Consider the following 14,449-nt stretch of genomic DNA (forward strand, 5'->3'; position numbering starts at 1 on the left):
TCATCGAGTACCTGGGGGCCGGTGGACCCGCTCTGCCTCAACCCTGGCGGCAGATCGGGCCGTTCACCTTGTCCCTTCGCGCACCGCCCTTGACGAAACGCGCGGAACCGTCTGCGCGCGGTACTCACTCGGCGTCATGCCGCAGGCCCGGCGGAAGATCCGGCTGAAGTGCGCGGGATCGGCCAGTCCCCCACCCGGCGGCCACCCGGTGCACGGGGACCTCGGCGAATCGGGGGCCGGCGAGGTTGGTCGTGGGTGCGTTCTTGTGCAACTGCACGGAGTCGCCGCTGTCGGGGACGGTGATGGCTCGCGGCGGCACCGTTCGAGCCGTCGTCGGCGGATCCAGTCGGCCGGGCTCGTACCCGTCGATGGTCATCCGGAACGCCCTGCGGCGGCTCTGCGGGGTGAGGGCACGCTGCGCGTGGGCGGGGATGGCGAGCGTCGCGGCGAGCAGGTCGACGGTGACCGCCGTCGGCGTCGGGACGTCGACCGGCGTGAACTCGTCGGCGCGGCCGGTGAGGTCGACCAGCCACCGCGCGAACGCGGTGCCGATCCCGTCCCGGGCGCTGAACGGCACGGCAGTGAGGTCACCGACCAGGTTCGCGGGCACGGGCAGCCGCGATCGCGGCACCTGGACCAGAAGCACCGAACCGCCGTGGAGGCACCACCGCCTGGCCGACAGCGGACGTGAGGTGTCGTAGAGGGTGAACTCGCTGCCTTCCGGCACCGCTTCCCGGTCCGCCCGGCCGATGAGCGCGGCGCCGTCGAGCATGAGCTTGACCTGGTACGCCTCCGGGTCGGACCGGCGGATCAACCTGGTCGGCCTGCTGACCCGGACCGAGGGAACGTCAGCACCGTCCCTCTCCGCCGTCTGCGGCCGGTCGGCGCTGGGCAAGTGGGGGCAGGACACACCGGCACGACGACGGTGGAGGTCGCCGTGCCGGGCTGCGAGCGGGGGTCAGCGGGGAATGGCGGCCAGTGCCTCGACCTCGACGGTCAACGCCGGGGCGGCCAGGGCGGCGACGACGATCAGGGTCTGGGGCGGGTAGTCGCCGCCGGGGAACCAGCGGGCGAAGGTCTCCGTCATCGCGGTGCGGAAGCCGGGCAGGTGCTCGGTGCCCGACACCATGCTGAACAGCCTCACCAACTGCTCCGGCCCCGCGCCGGCCGCCTCCAGCAGGCGTTCGATGTTGGCGAACACGGCCCGCGCCTGGGACAGCGAGTCCTCGCCCGCCAGGCTGCCGTCGGGCAGCGTGCCGACCTGGCCGGCGAGCACCACCACGTCGTGGTCGGCCGACACGTGCGCCAGGTGGCTGTACGGCCCGGCGGGCGCGGCCACGGTCTCGGGATTCCAACGCCGGATCATGAGTCCTCCTCAGCTAGGTCGGGCTGGGCGGAACCCTACGTCGTCGCCTCCCGACCCGGCAGCACGACCGCCGAGAGGCGCACCACAAGCGCACGCCCCGTGTTCCTTGATCGATCAACGCCACCAGACGCCCGTAGTGCCTGCGGTGACGACGACGCCGCTGACGTTGGTCTCCTCGCCGTGGCGCGCGTCGGTGAGGTTCGCGCCGGACAGGTTCGCGCCGGTGAGGTCGGCACGATCGAGGTTCGCGCCGGACAGGTCCGCACCGGTGAGGTTCGCGGTGGTGAGGTTCGTGTCGAACAGGCTCGCCTGTGCGAGGTTCGCGTTGGTGAGGTTCGCCTGGGCGACGTGCGCGTCGTACAGGGTTGCGCTGGTGAGCTGCGCGCCACGGAGATCCGCAGCGAGGAGGATCGCGTGAGCGAGCTGAGTGCCTCGCAGGTCCACGTTGACGGCGTTCGCGCGGGACAGGTTTGCCTCGTTGAGCTTGGCGCCGACGAGCGTCGCGCCGGTGAGGTTCGCGCCGGGGAGGTCGGCATCGGTGAGGTCCGCGTTTATCAGGTTCGCCGTGGCCAGGTTCGCGCCGGTGAGGTCGGCGTGGACCAGGCAGGTGCGGCGCAGGTCGACGTGGGCGGTGTGGTCGTGGTCCGCGTTCCGGCGGCCGAGCACGGTCAGCGCCGCCTGCACGTCGACCGCCGGTTGCTGGTCCGGGCACCGTTCGGCGGTCCCGAGGTCGGTGATCTTGACCTGGGGGGCGGTGCTGCGGACGAACGCGGAGAGGACCTCGACGACGGTGGGGTGGTCCCGGGGCGAGTCGCGGGCCAGGCGCTCCAGGGCGTAGATCGCACCCAGGCGCGCTTGGAGGTGTTCGGGACCGACCCGGTCGAGCTGGTCGACCGCCCTGGTGAACCGGTCGGTGAGCTGGCCCTGTTCGGTCACCGCGTTCTGCGCGCGGGTGGCCTGCAACGACAGACCGGTGAACACCACGCCCGCGACGGCCGCCACTGCCGCGAGCAGCGATGCGACCGCCGTCCAGTTCCACGTCCGACCGGATGCCGGCCGGCTCGTCCGACGCCCGGCTTGCCTGCGCAGGCGTGTCGGCCGCACGGCCGGCATCGACGTGCGCCGTGGGGCCGGAGGGCGGGTACCGGATGGGCGGTAGCGGATCACCGGACAAGACTGACACGTTCGATGCCCGTCGATCATCCGTACAACGCAGGAGATCACCACCTGACCGCAGCCTGGCTCAGGTTGCGGTTCTCCGCTGACCGGCGCGACCGGAGAGGTATGTCAGGGCGGAGGCGACGCCGCGCGTCACCACCGACACGGACAGGTCGTGTGACGGGCGGAGGTGGCGGTGGTGGAGCGACAGCACCCCCTGGACCACGCCGTCGGCTCCGCGCAGCGGGTAGGAGGCCACGGCGCGCGAGCCTGCGTCGCGCAGCACTTGCAGGGCCGCCTGTCCGGCGAAGAGCGGATTGCGGGTGACGTCGTCGACCACGACCGGTGCGCCGGTGGCCAACGCCCGGCCGCAGGCGGTGGACGCGGAGGCGTCGACGGTGGCGAAGAAGCCCAGGAAGGCGGGGCTGAAACCGTGCTGGGCCTTGATGCGCAGCACGTCGCGGTCGAGCAGTTGCAGGTCGCAGGAATCGGCAACGGTCAGCGCCGCGGTCAGCACGGCCCGGGTGAGCGAGGACGGGTCGGCGAGGGCGAGGAACTCGCGGTCGAACAGCACCGCGACGTCGTTCCCGCCGCGCCGCCGCGCCCAGCGCAGCAGCGCCCGGCGGGTGGCGTGGACCTCGGCGTCGATCAGGTGTTGGTGCAGTTGTGCGGTGATCCGGTCACGCTTGCCCGCAGCGTGGCGGAGCCGAAGTGCGGAGTTGTCGCGCCCCGCGCTCGGGCGCGCGGGATCGGAAGCGGACACCGACCGTATGATCCGAGTCCGGACCCCCGGCGTCAATTCCGGCCGTCCGCTGGGACGATCGTGTGAGCGCCCGAGAACCGTGCTCGGAACGCCGGACCGGCTCGCTACCCTCGACGGGCACATTTTCCCTGCATGTTATTTCCCGAGGGTGGTATGGCGAACCGGAAGCGCACGAAAGCCGCGAAGCGTGCGAGGAAGACACCGCGTGAACCGGCGCAGGAGCGCAAGCCGCTGTGGAAGCGGTGGTGGCCGTGGGTTTCGGCGGCGGTCACGATCGCCCTCGTCCCGTTGCTGATCAATCTCGCTTCCGCGCACTACGGGGCGCAGCTCGCGTTGGACCAGGCCGGTGAGCAGGAGGCCAGTGCGCAGGCCGGTGCCGAGAAGGCGAAGGACGCCGAACTCGCCCGGAAGCCGGCTCTGCTGGCCCGCGTCCGGCCGGTGCACGAGAGGATCTGGGCGTGGACGTTCCCCGAGCCGGTCGACGAGTCGGTGCTGCGCGCCGGCAGTGTCGCCCAGACGCCGGAGGAGCGGTACCGGATCTTCAGCGAGCAGCACGGGGTGATGGGTTCCTGGAACGCCTACTACCTGGGCGACGTGGCGAAGAGGGCTGCGCGCCACCAGATCTCGCTGATCGGCAACCGCCGGGAGAACGTGCGGGTCCTCGACATCCGCGCGAACGTGCTGAAGCAGGGGCCACCGTTGGACGGTGCCCTGGTGACGCAGCCGCCGGAAGGTGAAGGCCCGGTGCGTGAAGTGCTGCTGGACCTCGACAGCGCCGACCGCCGCCTCCTGCTGCCCGACGAGAACGAGAACGAGGAAGCACTGCCGAAGCCCTACCTCGACGTCAAGTACGTGACGTTGGCCAAGAGCGAGGAGATCGTGCTGGACCTCAACGCGCTCACCCAACGGAACTACTACCAGTGGGAGCTGGTGGTCACCGTGGCCTACGAGGGCGTGAGCGAGGAACAGGTCCGCATCCGGTCCGACGGCACGGCCGACGGGCCGGCGTTCGAGGCGACGGCGTGGAGCGACCACTACCACAAGTCCGTGTTGAACGGCGAGACCTACACCTACCGGGGCGGGCGCTACTGGCTCAACGTGAGCAACGGCGGCGCGTTCGAGCGGACCGGCTGACGACGCCGTTCGCCTGGACGGCGGCATCACCTGCATGGTGCTCGAAGTCGGTGTCCCCACGGGACTTCGACGGCGGCAGCGGCCACCGGACGCCCCCTCCTGGTCAGCGACATCGCCGCCAGCCGCAGCCGCGCCGCTTGGCCGCTCGTCCGGCGCAGCAGCAGGGCGAGGTCGTCCGGGGCGAGGCGGAGGCCGTGGGCGCCGAGGAGGTCGGCGGCTTCCGCAGCGGTGAAGGCCAACTCGTCGGCGGTGATCTCGCGCAGGCCGCCGCGTTCGCGCAGCCGCTGCCGGGACAGCGGGAACGCCCCGTGGCCGGCGAGGACCAGCCGCACCGCCGCGTGCCGGACGACACCGGCCGGCACCCGTGCGGCGGGGTGCCCGGTCAGCTCGTGCGCGTTGTCCAGCACCAGGCAGACCGGGCAGGGCCTCGGACCGTGGTCGAGAGCACGGCGTCACGGATCGCCGAGCGCAGGTGTGCCGGGTGGCCGTGCCGCACGTCGAGCGTCACCCACGCGGCCTGCGGCACACCCCGGGTGTCGCCGGTCCGGTCGGCGTGCCGTCGTGCCCCACGTCGTCAGCAACGTCGTCTTGCCGGTGCCGGTCGGTGCGCGGATCACGACGACCGGTGCGGGCCTCGCGTCCGACAGGCAGCCGTCGAGGATGTCGAGCAGGCGGTGGCGCATCACCGGTCGACCGCCGGCCGGTTCGGTTGCGGGATGCCGTGGTGCGAGGTCTTCCAGGTCGGGCATGGGTCATCTCCTCGCTCCGGTGCCCGGTCCTCGGTCGTGGTGGGCACGGGTCTGCGGGCAGTGCGACCGGTGGCACCGGGCCGTGGAGCGGGCCGCCCGACCGGGAGGTCGTTTCCGCTGGGCCCGCTCGCCGGGCCCGGTGCCACCGGGCGGGGAGGGGGTCGGACCGCGAACCCCCGAGACTCCTCGCCCCGCGATGTCGAGCGTGCCGGGAAGGCGGTGCAGCGCACGACATCCGGCCCGGGTGAACCCGCGTGGCGGCTCTTCCGGCACGGGTCGCTGCGCGAGGTGGCCCGCGAGACCAGCGAACGGCTCACCCGCCTGTTCCTGCCCGGACCGGACGGCGGCCGGCGGCAGCGGGCTGCTGCGCGACGACCCGCACTGGCGCGACCTCGTGCTGTTCCACGAGTACTTCCACGGCGACGACGGGACCGGCCTGGGCGCGAGCCACCAGACCGGGTGGACCGGGACGGTCGCCCTGCTGCCGCTGCTGTTCCGGGGCACGCACCTGACGGGGGCGCGGCGGTGACCGGCTGGCCGGCCCAGCCGGTGATCCTGGAGGTGAACACGGCCACGTGGCTCGACGGCCTGTCCCGCGCGACCGGGCGTCCCGTGACCCTGGGTGACGTCCCCGACGACGCGTGGGACGCGCTGACCCGGCCGGGGGTCGACGCGGTGTGGCCGATGGGCGTGTGGGAGCGCAGCCCGGCGGGACTGGCGCTGGTCGACGCAGACCTGCGCGCGTCGTTCCGGGAAGCGTTGCCGGACCTGCGATCCGGTGACGTCATCGGCTCGCCGTACTGCGTGCGCAGGTACGTCGTGGACGCGGCGAGTTCCACGACCTCGACGCCGACCCGGCGGAGTGGCCGGCGGTCGGGGGCCGGGTCCTGGCCCGTGGTCGTGATCCGTACTTCCCGCCGTGGCCGGACGTGCTCCAACTGGACGCGTTCTCCCCGGCCACGCGCGCCGCGACGGTGCGCACGCTGAACACCATCGCCGAGCAGTGCGACGGCATCCGCTGTGACATGGCCATGTTGACCATCAACGAGGTGTTCTCCCGGACCTGGGGCGGGCGCGCACCGGACCGACGCCCGCAGACGACTTCTGGCCGACCGTCATCCCGGCCTTCCGGGCACGCCACGCGTCGACCGTGCTGATCGCCGAGGCGTACTGGGACATGGAATGGGTCCTGCAGCAGCAGGGTTTCGACTTCTGCTACGACAAGCGGCTCTACGACCGCGTCCTCGGCCTCGACCCGTCCGCCGTCCGCGACCACCTGACCGCCGACGTCGGGTACCAGTCACGCCTGCTGCGCTTCCTGGAGAACCACGACGAGCCGCGCGTGGCCCACCGGCTGCCCCGCGAGGCCGGCAAGGCGGCAGCGGTGGCGCTGGCGACCCTGCCCGGCGCGACCCTGTGGCAGGAGGGCCAGCTCGAGGGCCGCCGCACCCGACCACCGGTGTTCCTGCGCCGGGCACCGGACGAACCCCCGGACCAGGACCTCGCCGCGTGGTACGACCGCCTGCTCACGGCCGCCGGCGACGTCCGCACCGGCTCGTGGGACCTGGCCGCGACCTGCGGCTGGCCGGACAACGACACCCACCGCGACCTGCTGAGCGGGGACGAGTTCGACCGCGACGGCGGAGAACTCGCCGACCACGGTCTGTTCGTCTCGCTACCGCCGTGGCACCACCGCCTCTTCCACGTCGGCGAGCGGTGAAGGAGTGCAGGGCCACCTCCCGCCGGGGAGGTGGCCCTGCACCGGGTTCTCCGGGTCACCACATGATGAACCCGATCACGCACATGAACGCGCGGGACGTCACCGATCCCCGCCACCTCGTCGAACTGGCGGTGCTGACCGGCCACACCGCGCGCGACTACGTGGCGGTCCTGCGCGGCTCGACCCTCGCCACCGCCGGCGAGGACCGCACCATCCGCCTGTAGGACACCGACCGCGCGGCGGAATGGTGTGCGCCAACGTTCCGCCGCCGGACCGGGACAGGTGGCAGGAACACATCGGCGACCTGCCGTTCCGCTCCCCGTGCTGAGTGGTCAGCCGGGCGGCATCGGGCGACTGCCGAAGACGAAAATCGCGGCTTCTACCCGGTCACGGTGTCCGTGAGGGGCCGGTCGGACGGGATCAGGGGAAAACCCCGATGGCAGGGTGTCGGATTGCAGGCATCCTGGAGGCGTCAAGGGACATCCGCAGTTCGAGGAGAGTCATGAGCGAGTTCAAGCCCGAGTCCTCCCGTTCCGCCATCGATGCCGTGGTCGACGGCGTGCGCGGACTGGTCAACGAGGGCATCAACCGCCGTGTGGTCGTGCGCGACAGCAAGAACGACGTGGTGCTGGAGGTGCCGGTGGCCCTCGGTGTCGTGGCGGCGCTGGCCGCGCCGGTGGCCACCACGATCGGTGCCGGTGTCGCGCTGGCCAACAAGTGCGGGATCAAGCTGGAGAACCGCCAGCAGCCCGGTAACCGACCCGCGACGACGGTCGACACCGAGCAGGTGTAGTCGGCGGTGGTGCCAACGCGTGCCGATCGGCGACTTGCCGATGGGGCCGCGCTCGGGGGCGCACCACAGCACGCAGCCGGCACGGCTCCGGCGGAGTTCCTGAGGACGCGGTGACCCTGGGGTCGGCGGCCTCCGCACGGAGGCCGCCGACCCCGCAGTGCCACTGCTGCCGGGATCTTCGGAGAAGTCGTTCGTCGGTGTACCGGCAATCGCCGCTCACGCAGTGGCCGTCCTGGCTCGCTGTCAACCCCGGTGGCGCTGGTCTGCCCGATGAGGCAGGAAGCGCCCGGAAGTCTGGCTCGCGGTGAACGACCTGCCGTAGTTTCGCCGGGTCTTCCTGTTCCGGGAGTTGTGCAGCCGAGTGCTCAGGGGCGATCCGCGACCGAAGGGGTTGTTCTGGTGGACGTGCAGCGCCTGCTGTGGGACCTGGCGGACAAGTACGCGCCGGCCGCACGGGCGTCCTACCGCAGGCCCGAGCGGTTCGACCACGCCGGTGGCCTTGTCGTGGCCGAGGGCCGGGTCAAGTGGGAGACCCCGTGGTGCACCGAGGGAGGGTTCAGCCACGCGTTGCCCGCAGGCTCTCATCCGGTGTACGCGGGCAGCTTTGTCGGCACCCCGGACGACCGGGACCCCGACGGGATCCGGCACGTCGTCGGCATGATCGTCATCCCGCTGGTGGAGCCGGCTCGGATCGCCGCAGCGAAGTGGGACGACGACGGCTACGACGACATCCACCTGATCGAGGGTTACGCCGTCCTGTGGGGTGGAGAAGCGAGACGCACGGCACTCCCGTTCAGCGACGAGCGGTCCACGTTCTTCGCCGGGGTGCGTGAGCGGAGCACGCCGGGCCCGGTCGGCGACTGGGTGGAAGCGGTGCTGGACCGGGAAACCGGCGCGAACGCCTTCGTCTTCCCCGTGGACGCCGAGAACGTCGACGGCTTCGAGATCGTCGACGACGGGGGAACTTTGCTCTGCCTGGTGCTCACGGCCTACTCCTAACGGGTTTGCCGACGCGCGACCGGGCAGGAAGCATGGGTCCACATGGACGCCTCCTACCACCTCCAGCCCGGTCCGCCCCCGGTTGACGACTTCCTCCGGTTGCGCCGTGAGGCCGGGTTGACCGAGCCCACCAGAGAGCGCGCGAAACTCGGGATCCACGGTGCGTGGACGGCCGTGCACGTCATCCACCACGCCACCGGTGAGACGGTCGGCATGGGTCGGGTCATCAGTGACGGCGGTACTTACTTCCACATCGTCGACATGGCCGTCCTCCCCGGCCACCAGCGCCGAGGGATCGGGGACGCCGTCCTCGACGCCCTGCTCGCCGCCATCGATGCGGCGGCGGGCGCAGGGGCCTACGTGAGCCTGCTCGGCGACCCGCCCGGTTGGCGTCTCTACGAGCGCCACGGATTCATCGAGACCGCGCCGGACACCGTCGGTATGCGACGCACCTACGACCGCTCGGACGGTTCCGCACCGCGCACAGACGCATCGGGCTGACCCGCGACCGCACAGCAGCAGGTGGTGCCGATCTTGCACGGCACCACTCCGCCGGTTCTCGTCCGTCGATCAGGTCGGGTCCGGAGGCGACAAGCCTCTCCGGAGCGCTTCCGGAGCGCCTCCCACCAGCGACAGCGCCAGTTCCAGGTTCGCCGAGCCGGGAGGGTCCTTCAGGCCCCACCGGAGGAGGGCGCGTGCGTGCCGCGACCGGTAGAACCGGGCTGTGGTCGCAGGGCCTCGCGCGGGTCGTCGAGAGACCCGACGAGTTCGACGTAGGCGGGTGCCGACGTGACCCGGACCCTGCCGTCCCGGGCGAGCCCGAGGACGTCGCACCGCAGCCGGCTGCCCACCGGCGGCCAGTCGGCTGTCGCCGCCCGGGCGTCGGCGATGTCGGCGCTGTCCACGAAGCCCGGCGTTCCGCCGTCCGTCCGCACCAGCAGGCCGAAGTGCCGGTGCCCCGTGACGAGGCACTCCACCCGGTCGTACTTGGTCAACTCCTCCCCTCCCGGCATGTCCGCTCACGCGGGCTCGTCGGGGTGCAGGCCGGGTTCGTGGGTGATGTTCGAGGCGATGGGTGTCGGGCTGAGCGACGTGTCGTCCTCGCCCTCTTCGAGCAGGGTGTTCGCGGCGCCGACGATGCGGCCGTCCGGTTCGCCGACGACGTCCAGGTCGCGGTCGGCGTAGTCGAGGCGGGCCAGCACGCTGCGCATCGCCTCCAGGCGCGCGCGGCGCTTGTCGTTGCTCTTGACCACCGTCCACGGGGCCTCGGCGGTGTCGGTGGCCCGGAACATCGCCACTTTGGCCTGGGTGTAGTCGTCCCAGCGGTCCAGTGAGGCCAGGTCGTTGGCGCTGAGCTTCCAGCGCCGCACCGGGTCGACCTGGCGGATGATGAAGCGGGTGCGCTGCTCGGCCCGTGACACCGAGAACCACAGCTTCACCAGCACGACGCCGTCGTCGACCAGCATCCGCTCGAACTCCGGTGCCTGGCGAAGGAAGCGCTCGTACTGCTGGTCGTCGCAGTAGCCCATGACCCGCTCCACCCCGGCGCGGTTGTACCAGGAGCGGTCGAACAGCACCATCTCCCCCGCAGTGGGCAGGTTTTCCACGTAGCGCTGGAAGTACCACTGCCCCCGTTCGCGCTCGGTCGGGGTGCCCAGCGCGACCACCCGGGCACCGCGCGGGTCGAGGTTCTCGGTGAAGCGCCGGATCGTCCCGCCCTTGCCCGCCGCGTCCCGGCCCTCGAACACGATGACCACCCGCAGGCCGGTGTCCTGCACCCAGTACTGGAGCTTGAGCATCTCGATGTGCAGCAACCGCTTCGCCCGCGCGTACTCCACCCGGCCCAGCCGCTCGGTGAACGGGTAGTTCTCCCGCCACGTGTCGACCTCGGTCCCGTCCGGGTGCAGCAGCACCGGCTCCTCCCCGTCGGAGAAGCGGACTTTGATGTCTCCGGACAGCTCGGGGAACACCTCGGCTGCGGAGAGGAGGTCGGGCTCGGCCGTCATGACCTGCAAGTACCCCTGTCCGATCCGGGAGTAAACCGACATTTCACCGGAGACGTGAGCGTCTTTCCCGCACGTCGAGCCGGCAGGCCCGGTCCGGTGGTCATGAGCGGGCGCTTGGGCGCTCGGCGACTTCGAAGGTGCTCAGGACGACCTTGTGCTCGGTGGGCCAGGTCCAGGTCGGGAGCCAGAACCTGTCCTCGCCCGTCTCCTCCACGCGCTCGCTGCGCACTATGCTGCGGGACGGTCCGACCAGGACGCTGTCGATGAGCCGGAGCCGGTCCGCCGGGTGGTAGAAGATGAAGTCGATCCGGTCCCGCTCGTCGGCCGTCGGCGCCCAGGTGAGGTTCTTGACCTCGGCACCGGGGTTGTCGCTCGGCCAGGTGAAGCCGGGCGTGCGGACCGGGTCCGGGTTGATCTCCCGGTAGCTGTCGAGGAAGCCGGCGTCCTCGATCGCCTTGGTCGTCGACCAGGGGAGCTCGGCCCCGTTGTGGTCGAAGAGGTCCCGGGTGCGGTGGTCCCAGTCCAGGTGCGAGGGCTCGTTGAAGTCACCGGCCAGGATCGTCAACCGCCCCTTCGACCGCTCCCCCTCGGCGTCGGCGAGCACGGTCTCGGTCACTTCCGTGCGACGCGAGGCCCTGTTGAGCCGCAGGATCAGATCGGCGTCGGTGATCGGACCGGTCGGGATCTTCTTCCAGCCGAGGTCGTGGGTCTCGTGCGGTGGTGGCGTGCCGCCGCCGTAGCCGCGCGGCAGGTAGGTCACGTAGTAGCGGTACTCCAGGTGTCCGGAGTAGGCCGCGATCTCGATGCCGTCGGCCGAGATGACCGCCTTCGACCAGGATTCGAACGTGGTGTGCTCGATGATCGGGCTTTTCGAGATCACCGTTGAATCGTTCGGGTTCCCGTCGTCCACGTAGGCCAGCCCGCGCTCGCGGAGATCGTCCAGGAGGTTCCGCACCCGGTCGGCGTCCGTCTCGCTGAGCATGACGACGTCCGGACTGGTGGCGGCGATGGTGTCGGCGATGCCCTCCCGGCCGCCCTCGACCTCGGTGCCGCCGAGCCAGATGTTGAACTGCATGACGGTGAGCGTCCGGTGTGGCTCACGTTGCTCGACCACGATCGACCTCCGGTTCCTGTCCTGTGGTGAGCGGTGCACCAGGCTGGTGCGCCGCTCACGCCCGAACGTTCATGGGCTGCCCCGGTTCCCGCACCGCCATGTCCCTCGACACGAAGCACCACTCGGACGAGACCGTCGCGCACGCCGTGCCGATGGCCGCGCCGCCGACGCCCAATACGCACGTGATTTCATCCGCTGACCGGATCTCGCAGGCCGCTTCGCCGAACGTTTGCATATCTGCACACCCTCGGATCGATTCTCCGCCTATCAAGTCGGGTTCAGCCGGTTGTCGGATTGCCCGCACCGGAGCCGGCTGCGACCTTGATGGCAGGGGAGATTTTTCGGCTTCATTCTTTGCCAGGGGGAAATGTGAGAAGAAATTTCGTCGTTCCATTAGCGCTGACCGTCGTCGCGGGCATGGCACTGGGTGCCTCACCCGCGTTGGCGAACCCGGACCAACTCGCCGCAGCCGACCGCGCCCAACTGGTGTCGCTCGCGCAGCGCTACCTGCAGGAGCGTGCCGACCGGCTGACCACCGACGACGTGACGGCGAATCACCTGACCTCGGTCCCCGTCGGTGCTGCGGTCCAGGGCGATCTGGCGGCGGACCTCGCGGCCATCGACGCCAGGCGGGACGTGCTGCGCAAGGTCAACGGAGGGCACGCGCGCACCGAAGTGGCGGTCCTCGACACCGTGTTCACCCCTCGGGGCAGCAGCGTCGAGCTGGCATTCACCGAGCACACGAAGCTCTACTTCGCCCGCGTCCGTCCCGATGCGCCGAAGTTCGAGGAGTACGGGCTGGCCCGGCACCTCACGTTCACGAACACCGCAGCCGGGTGGGAGCTGACCGGTGACGTCGTCGAGCGCGGGCCGGGCGACCTCGCGCCGGACACCGACCCCTCGGCGCCCGTCACCACCAAGGGCTCCGCCCCGACGCGGTCCCCGTCGGCGGTGAGCCGTCCGACCGATGCCCAACTGCGCGCTGCCGCGCCCGGACCGCACGTCAAGGCGGGTCTCGCCGGCGAGGACGTCTCCGCCCAGTACGACTACACGGCGATGCTGAACTACGCGAACCGCTACTGGGGCCCCGCCGAGTCGAACTACAACGGCTCCTACCGGACCTACGGCGGCGTCGGCGGCGACTGCACCAACTTCATCTCCCAGATCGTCGGGTCCGGGGGGTGGACGACCGTGGGATCATGGCCCGGTGACAGCCGGTCGGACAACTCGAAGTGGTTCTACGGCGACTTCACCTGGACCACGAGCTACTCCTGGCCGGCTGCGGAGAACTGGTACTGGTTCGCCGGCCACGAGTCCCGGCGCACGAGCTACGTCGACAACGTGTGGAAGATGCTGGTGACCGATGTGCTCCAGGTCGACTTCGACCGTGACGACAACATCAGCCACTCGCTGTTCGTCACCGGCAGGTCCGGCTCCGACGAGTTCGCGGACGAGCTGTTCATGACCTACCACAGCAACAACACGCACAACAAGCCGCTCAGCAGCTTCATCGCTTCGGCACCCGACGCCTGGTACTACGCCCACCGCACCTGAGGTACCGCACCGTGCGCCTGCCACCCACTCCCAACCGGCGAGGGCTGTTCGCGGCCCTCGCCGGTCTCGCCCTGCTCGCCGCGTGCAGCAGCACTCCGGAAACCGGCGCGGACACCCCGCGTTCCGCAGTCGACACCTACGTCCAAGCGCTCAACGCCCGCGACGCCACCGCGATGAACCAGCTCGCACCGCCGGGCAACGACGCCGCCGACGACGTCCGCCGACGAATCGAGGCCAACGGTGGCCGGGGCATCCGACTCACGGACGCCGACATCAAGTCCGACCTCTCCCCCGACGTCGCGGCAGCCCGACTCACCGGCACCGGCTCGCACGGCGACTACACCGAACAGCTCACCCTCACCCGCAAGGACGAGAAGTGGTACGTCGTGCTCGGTCAGGCCGACCCCGATCCGGCGAAGCGACCCGCGACGACGGACCGAACCCCGTGACGTGACCTTGCTGCCGTCGGATCAGCCGTTGAACGTGGTGGAGGAGTTCGACGGTGTCCTGGGTGCGAGTCCCACACTGCCCAAGAACCCATACCAGCGGTCATGCGCCAGGGGTGCGATCTCGCTGTAGCCCGGACCTGCGACGTAGTCGAGGAAGAACCTCGTGGGGTCCGGGGCGAGGGTTGCGAACTGTTCGCTCATCCACCACTCGGTACCGGTGTCGGGGAACCACCACACCGCACCGGTTGCCCGGTTGGGCATGAGCGGGTCGGTCTCGATCCGGCCGAAGCTGAGCCACTCGTCGCTGCCGCCTTCGACTTCCTGGCACAGGTACTGGTGGCCGTCCAGGTCGTCGGCTTTGAACAGCACGACGGAACCGCAACGGAGCCCGTTGGCTTCGGTGTGGAGGTCGGCCGGCGCAGGCTCCAGCCCGCTCACCGTGCTCGCCTCCGCACCGCCGGGCAAGTTGGCGAACACGACGGCGTCCGGGGTCGATTCGAGGGCGGAACGCAGTAGTTCGACCGTGGTGCCCAGTTCGCTGGAGGTCACTCGATCACCGTAGCCCTCGGACCGTGGACGGTCCGAGGGCTACGGTGCCCTCCCCTCAGGCCGATGACATGGTGGTTGACGGCCCAGGTCGGGTT

The 14,449-nt window shown here is 70.6% G+C and carries 21 protein-coding genes; 10 read left to right on the plus strand and 11 right to left on the minus strand.

Annotated elements, in window-relative coordinates:
- Positions 1 to 63: 63 nt before the first annotated feature.
- The 5 genes from AB0I60_RS27365 to AB0I60_RS27385 all read right to left on the minus strand — a co-directional run bounded on the left by AB0I60_RS27365 (position 64) and on the right by AB0I60_RS27385 (position 3,287).
- Entirely contained in the window at positions 64 to 159 is a 96-nt protein-coding gene (locus AB0I60_RS27365; protein ID WP_360734543.1) for a hypothetical protein, read from the minus strand.
- Entirely contained in the window at positions 125 to 910 is a 786-nt protein-coding gene (locus tag AB0I60_RS27370; protein ID WP_360734415.1) for a hypothetical protein, read from the minus strand. Before AB0I60_RS27370 ends, AB0I60_RS27365 begins: the two co-directional genes overlap by 35 nt.
- Positions 911 to 958: 48 nt before the next feature.
- On the minus strand, positions 959 to 1,366 hold the full coding sequence (locus AB0I60_RS27375) for a RidA family protein (RefSeq protein WP_360734418.1): 408 nt from the start codon (positions 1,364 to 1,366) through the stop codon (positions 959 to 961).
- 114 nt (positions 1,367 to 1,480) lie between these two features.
- The gene (locus tag AB0I60_RS27380) at positions 1,481 to 2,470 is read right to left on the minus strand and encodes a pentapeptide repeat-containing protein (protein WP_360734421.1); all 990 of its coding nucleotides are present in this window, start codon (positions 2,468 to 2,470) and stop codon (positions 1,481 to 1,483) included.
- A gap of 139 nt (positions 2,471 to 2,609) precedes the next feature.
- Positions 2,610 to 3,287, minus strand: a complete 678-nt coding sequence (locus tag AB0I60_RS27385) for a GAF domain-containing protein (RefSeq protein ID WP_360734424.1) — start codon at positions 3,285 to 3,287, stop codon at positions 2,610 to 2,612.
- A gap of 153 nt (positions 3,288 to 3,440) precedes the next feature.
- Between AB0I60_RS27385 and AB0I60_RS27390 the strand changes: the two genes are divergently transcribed.
- Entirely contained in the window at positions 3,441 to 4,421 is a 981-nt protein-coding gene (locus AB0I60_RS27390; protein ID WP_360734426.1) for a hypothetical protein, read from the plus strand.
- Between the two features lie 26 nt (positions 4,422 to 4,447).
- Here the strand turns inward: AB0I60_RS27390 and AB0I60_RS27395 are convergent, their stop codons facing one another.
- Positions 4,448 to 4,828 carry a hypothetical protein gene (locus tag AB0I60_RS27395; RefSeq protein WP_360734429.1) on the minus strand — a complete coding sequence of 127 codons (381 nt, stop codon included), beginning with the start codon at positions 4,826 to 4,828 and terminating at the stop codon, positions 4,448 to 4,450.
- A gap of 45 nt (positions 4,829 to 4,873) precedes the next feature.
- The gene (locus tag AB0I60_RS27400; protein WP_360734431.1) at positions 4,874 to 5,170 is read right to left on the minus strand and encodes a hypothetical protein; all 297 of its coding nucleotides are present in this window, start codon (positions 5,168 to 5,170) and stop codon (positions 4,874 to 4,876) included.
- A 244-nt stretch (positions 5,171 to 5,414) separates the two neighbouring features.
- On the opposite strand from AB0I60_RS27400, the gene AB0I60_RS27405 reads away from it, so the two are divergent.
- The 7 genes from AB0I60_RS27405 (at position 5,415) to AB0I60_RS27435 (ending at position 9,183) form a co-directional block, all read left to right on the plus strand.
- Positions 5,415 to 5,699 (plus strand): hypothetical protein, encoded by a 285-nt coding sequence (locus tag AB0I60_RS27405; protein WP_360734434.1) that lies wholly within the window; start codon positions 5,415 to 5,417, stop codon positions 5,697 to 5,699.
- Positions 5,696 to 6,157 (plus strand): hypothetical protein, encoded by a 462-nt coding sequence (locus AB0I60_RS27410; protein WP_360734436.1) that lies wholly within the window; start codon positions 5,696 to 5,698, stop codon positions 6,155 to 6,157. The genes AB0I60_RS27405 and AB0I60_RS27410 overlap by 4 nt, the downstream gene beginning before the upstream one ends.
- Before the next feature lie 163 nt (positions 6,158 to 6,320).
- Positions 6,321 to 6,890 carry a hypothetical protein gene (locus tag AB0I60_RS27415; RefSeq protein WP_360734439.1) on the plus strand — a complete coding sequence of 190 codons (570 nt, stop codon included), beginning with the start codon at positions 6,321 to 6,323 and terminating at the stop codon, positions 6,888 to 6,890.
- A 62-nt stretch (positions 6,891 to 6,952) separates the two neighbouring features.
- A complete protein-coding gene (locus AB0I60_RS27420; RefSeq protein WP_360734443.1) occupies positions 6,953 to 7,114 on the plus strand; it encodes a hypothetical protein in 162 nt (53 codons plus the stop codon).
- A 278-nt stretch (positions 7,115 to 7,392) separates the two neighbouring features.
- Positions 7,393 to 7,683 (plus strand): DUF4342 domain-containing protein, encoded by a 291-nt coding sequence (locus AB0I60_RS27425; RefSeq protein ID WP_360734446.1) that lies wholly within the window; start codon positions 7,393 to 7,395, stop codon positions 7,681 to 7,683.
- 399 nt (positions 7,684 to 8,082) lie between these two features.
- Positions 8,083 to 8,682 carry a hypothetical protein gene (locus tag AB0I60_RS27430; RefSeq protein WP_360734449.1) on the plus strand — a complete coding sequence of 200 codons (600 nt, stop codon included), beginning with the start codon at positions 8,083 to 8,085 and terminating at the stop codon, positions 8,680 to 8,682.
- 42 nt (positions 8,683 to 8,724) lie between these two features.
- Entirely contained in the window at positions 8,725 to 9,183 is a 459-nt protein-coding gene (locus AB0I60_RS27435) for a GNAT family N-acetyltransferase (protein ID WP_360734452.1), read from the plus strand.
- A 170-nt stretch (positions 9,184 to 9,353) separates the two neighbouring features.
- On the opposite strand, the gene AB0I60_RS27440 is transcribed toward AB0I60_RS27435, so the two are convergent.
- The 3 genes from AB0I60_RS27440 to AB0I60_RS27450 form a co-directional block, all read right to left on the minus strand.
- Entirely contained in the window at positions 9,354 to 9,677 is a 324-nt protein-coding gene (locus AB0I60_RS27440) for a hypothetical protein (RefSeq protein ID WP_360734455.1), read from the minus strand.
- A 24-nt stretch (positions 9,678 to 9,701) separates the two neighbouring features.
- The gene (gene ppk2, locus AB0I60_RS27445; RefSeq protein WP_360734458.1) at positions 9,702 to 10,688 is read right to left on the minus strand and encodes a polyphosphate kinase 2; all 987 of its coding nucleotides are present in this window, start codon (positions 10,686 to 10,688) and stop codon (positions 9,702 to 9,704) included.
- 100 nt (positions 10,689 to 10,788) lie between these two features.
- Positions 10,789 to 11,763 carry an endonuclease/exonuclease/phosphatase family protein gene (locus tag AB0I60_RS27450; protein ID WP_360734460.1) on the minus strand — a complete coding sequence of 325 codons (975 nt, stop codon included), beginning with the start codon at positions 11,761 to 11,763 and terminating at the stop codon, positions 10,789 to 10,791.
- Between the two features lie 456 nt (positions 11,764 to 12,219).
- On the opposite strand from AB0I60_RS27450, the gene AB0I60_RS27455 reads away from it, so the two are divergent.
- Together AB0I60_RS27455 and AB0I60_RS27460 are read left to right on the plus strand one after the other, a co-directional pair.
- Positions 12,220 to 13,356, plus strand: a complete 1,137-nt coding sequence (locus tag AB0I60_RS27455; RefSeq protein ID WP_360734463.1) for an amidase domain-containing protein — start codon at positions 12,220 to 12,222, stop codon at positions 13,354 to 13,356.
- Between the two features lie 11 nt (positions 13,357 to 13,367).
- The gene (locus AB0I60_RS27460; RefSeq protein ID WP_360734465.1) at positions 13,368 to 13,805 is read left to right on the plus strand and encodes a hypothetical protein; all 438 of its coding nucleotides are present in this window, start codon (positions 13,368 to 13,370) and stop codon (positions 13,803 to 13,805) included.
- A 21-nt stretch (positions 13,806 to 13,826) separates the two neighbouring features.
- Here AB0I60_RS27460 and AB0I60_RS27465 read toward each other — a convergent pair whose 3' ends face one another.
- On the minus strand, positions 13,827 to 14,354 hold the full coding sequence (locus AB0I60_RS27465) for a hypothetical protein (protein ID WP_360734468.1): 528 nt from the start codon (positions 14,352 to 14,354) through the stop codon (positions 13,827 to 13,829).
- Between the last annotated feature and the right edge of the window lie 95 nt (positions 14,355 to 14,449).

It is taken from the genome of Actinosynnema sp. NPDC050436, from assembly GCF_040655415.1.
Lineage (GTDB): Bacteria > Actinomycetota > Actinomycetes > Mycobacteriales > Pseudonocardiaceae > Actinosynnema.

Excerpts from the sequence above, each read along its gene's own strand:
- AB0I60_RS27400 (WP_360734431.1), bottom strand. The coding sequence starts at position 5,170 with ATGCCCGACCTGGAAGACCTCGCACCACGGCATCCCGCAACCGAACCG.
- ppk2 (WP_360734458.1), bottom strand. The coding sequence starts at position 10,688 with ATGACGGCCGAGCCCGACCTCCTCTCCGCAGCCGAGGTGTTCCCCGAG.
- AB0I60_RS27425 (WP_360734446.1), top strand. The coding sequence starts at position 7,393 with ATGAGCGAGTTCAAGCCCGAGTCCTCCCGTTCCGCCATCGATGCCGTG.
- AB0I60_RS27420 (WP_360734443.1), top strand. The coding sequence starts at position 6,953 with ATGATGAACCCGATCACGCACATGAACGCGCGGGACGTCACCGATCCC.
- AB0I60_RS27455 (WP_360734463.1), top strand. The coding sequence starts at position 12,220 with ATGGCACTGGGTGCCTCACCCGCGTTGGCGAACCCGGACCAACTCGCC.
- AB0I60_RS27375 (WP_360734418.1), bottom strand. The coding sequence starts at position 1,366 with ATGATCCGGCGTTGGAATCCCGAGACCGTGGCCGCGCCCGCCGGGCCG.
- AB0I60_RS27450 (WP_360734460.1), bottom strand. The coding sequence starts at position 11,763 with ATGCAGTTCAACATCTGGCTCGGCGGCACCGAGGTCGAGGGCGGCCGG.
- AB0I60_RS27435 (WP_360734452.1), top strand. The coding sequence starts at position 8,725 with ATGGACGCCTCCTACCACCTCCAGCCCGGTCCGCCCCCGGTTGACGAC.
- AB0I60_RS27390 (WP_360734426.1), top strand. The coding sequence starts at position 3,441 with ATGGCGAACCGGAAGCGCACGAAAGCCGCGAAGCGTGCGAGGAAGACA.